This window comes from Palleronia abyssalis (assembly GCF_900302445.1).
GTDB lineage: Bacteria > Pseudomonadota > Alphaproteobacteria > Rhodobacterales > Rhodobacteraceae > Palleronia > Palleronia abyssalis.
Window position 1 is genome coordinate 1 of record NZ_ONZF01000031.1, and the last position, 1,811, is coordinate 1,811.

The 1,811-nt window shown below is 59.2% G+C and carries 2 pseudogenes; one reads left to right on the forward strand and one right to left on the reverse strand.

What is annotated here, in order from left to right:
- Nucleotides 1-418 precede the first annotated feature (418 nt).
- Nucleotides 419-1,291 (forward strand): annotated as a pseudogene (locus tag PAA8504_RS21610) (IS110 family RNA-guided transposase); the annotation flags it as partial.
- An 18-nt stretch (nucleotides 1,292-1,309) separates the two neighbouring features.
- Here the strand turns inward: PAA8504_RS21610 and PAA8504_RS21615 are convergent.
- A pseudogene (locus PAA8504_RS21615) lies at nucleotides 1,310-1,684 on the reverse strand (IS3 family transposase); the annotation flags it as partial.
- Nucleotides 1,685-1,811 lie beyond the last annotated feature (127 nt).

The following is a 1,811-nucleotide window of genomic DNA, read 5'->3' on the forward strand; positions in this document are numbered from 1 at the left end:
CCAGCACCCGAGGTGGTGCAGTGGCCGGCTCCGCAATCCGGAGCCGCTTCGCCGGCCACTCCGGCCGTAGCGCCGAGTCCCGTCATGCACTAAGACTGAAACCGGACCTCCCGATTGGGGCAGGCCACAAGAAAACGACCGGCTTCGGCGCGAGGTTCGCATCCTCAAGGAGGAGCGTGACATACTAAAAAACCGTTCCGGGCTGCAGCCTGCCTATGCGCGGTAGCAACACCCTGTGCTACGCGGCGCCTGAAGGGCAGTTGCCGATGGCTTATTGGTGGGCTGGACCCCGTTAAAAAACATGGCACATGGGCCGATGCGCACTTGAGAGTGGTGACGCCGCCATCGCGGCGATCCCGGTTAGGAAGATGACGAACGTGCATGGCCCACGCCCTTCGCCCTGAACGGAGGAGATGCCATGACAAAGCGCAAAACCGGTGGCCACCCGGATCTGAAGATGGTCAATCCCAATGCGGCTGCGATCGACATCGGTTCGACGATGCATATGGCGGCTGTGAACCCTGACGCTGACACCATGCCTGTGCGAGCCTTCGGGACATTCACTCAAGACCTGCACGATCTCGCTGACTGGTTCCAGTCGTGCGGTGTTACCAGTGTCGCCATGGAGTCGACCGCCGTTTACTGGATACCGGTCTTCGAGATCCTTGAAGCGCATGGCTTCGAGGTCATCCTCGTGAACGCCCGCTATGCCAAGAATGTGCCGGGCCGCAAAACCGATGTCAGCGATGCTGGATGGCTGCGTCAGCTGCATTCCTATGGCTTGTTACGTGGCAGCTTCCGCCCCGAAGCCGAGGTTGCTACTTTACGCGCCTATGTGCGCCAACGGGAACGGCTCACCGAATATGCCACCGCCCATATCCAGCATATGCAGAAGGCACTCATGGAGATGAACCTGCAGCTTCATCATGTCGTCTCCGACATCACGGGCGCGACGGGCATGCGGATTATCCGTGCCATTGTCGGCGGCGAGCGCGATCCTGAGGCTCTTGCCGCCTTCCGGGATGTTCGCTGCAAATTTTCCATAGATACGATCAAGGCGGCATTGGTCGGCAACGACCGCGAGGAACATGTCTTTGCCCTGACACAGTCGCTGGAAGTTTACGACTTCTACAAGGCACAGATCAAGGCTTGCGACCACAAACTGGAAGTTGCCGTGGGGGCGCTGACCGTCCGAGCGAGTGATAATCTGGCTCCGCTGCCAAAGGCACGAATCAAAGGCAGGCAGCACAACGCGCCGTCCTTCGATGTGCGCAGTGCTCTTTACGGGGTTTGAATAGCCCCGCGTTTCTTAGACGCCTTCGTGTCTCAGTTTCCGCTGTCGCTCGAACTCGACAGGCGACAGCATTCTATTCCGCGCGTGCTTGCGCTTGGGATTGTAGAACATTTCAATGTAGTCGAACACGTCCCGCCGGGCTTCTTGGCGGGTCCTGTAGGTGCGGCGCCTGATCCTCTCGCGCTTGAGCAGGTTGAAGAAGCTCTCGGCGACGGCGTTATCGTGGCAATTGCCGCGCCGGCTCATGGAATGCTCAAAGTTGTGGGCTTTCAGGAAAGCGGCCCAGTCCATGCTTGTGAACTGGCTTCCCTGATCCGAATGGATCAGCACCTTGGCCTTCGGTTTCCTTCGCCATGTGGCCACGAGTAGAGCCTGGAGCACGACGCCGGTGAGTAACGCGCGAAAGTTGGTGATGCCCTGAGGGGCGGCATATCAAGGCGGTGTCGAAGCGCCGTCAATTCTCAGCCGAGAAAGGGATATGCCACATGTCGGAAGATACCATCACCCAGCTGCCCGA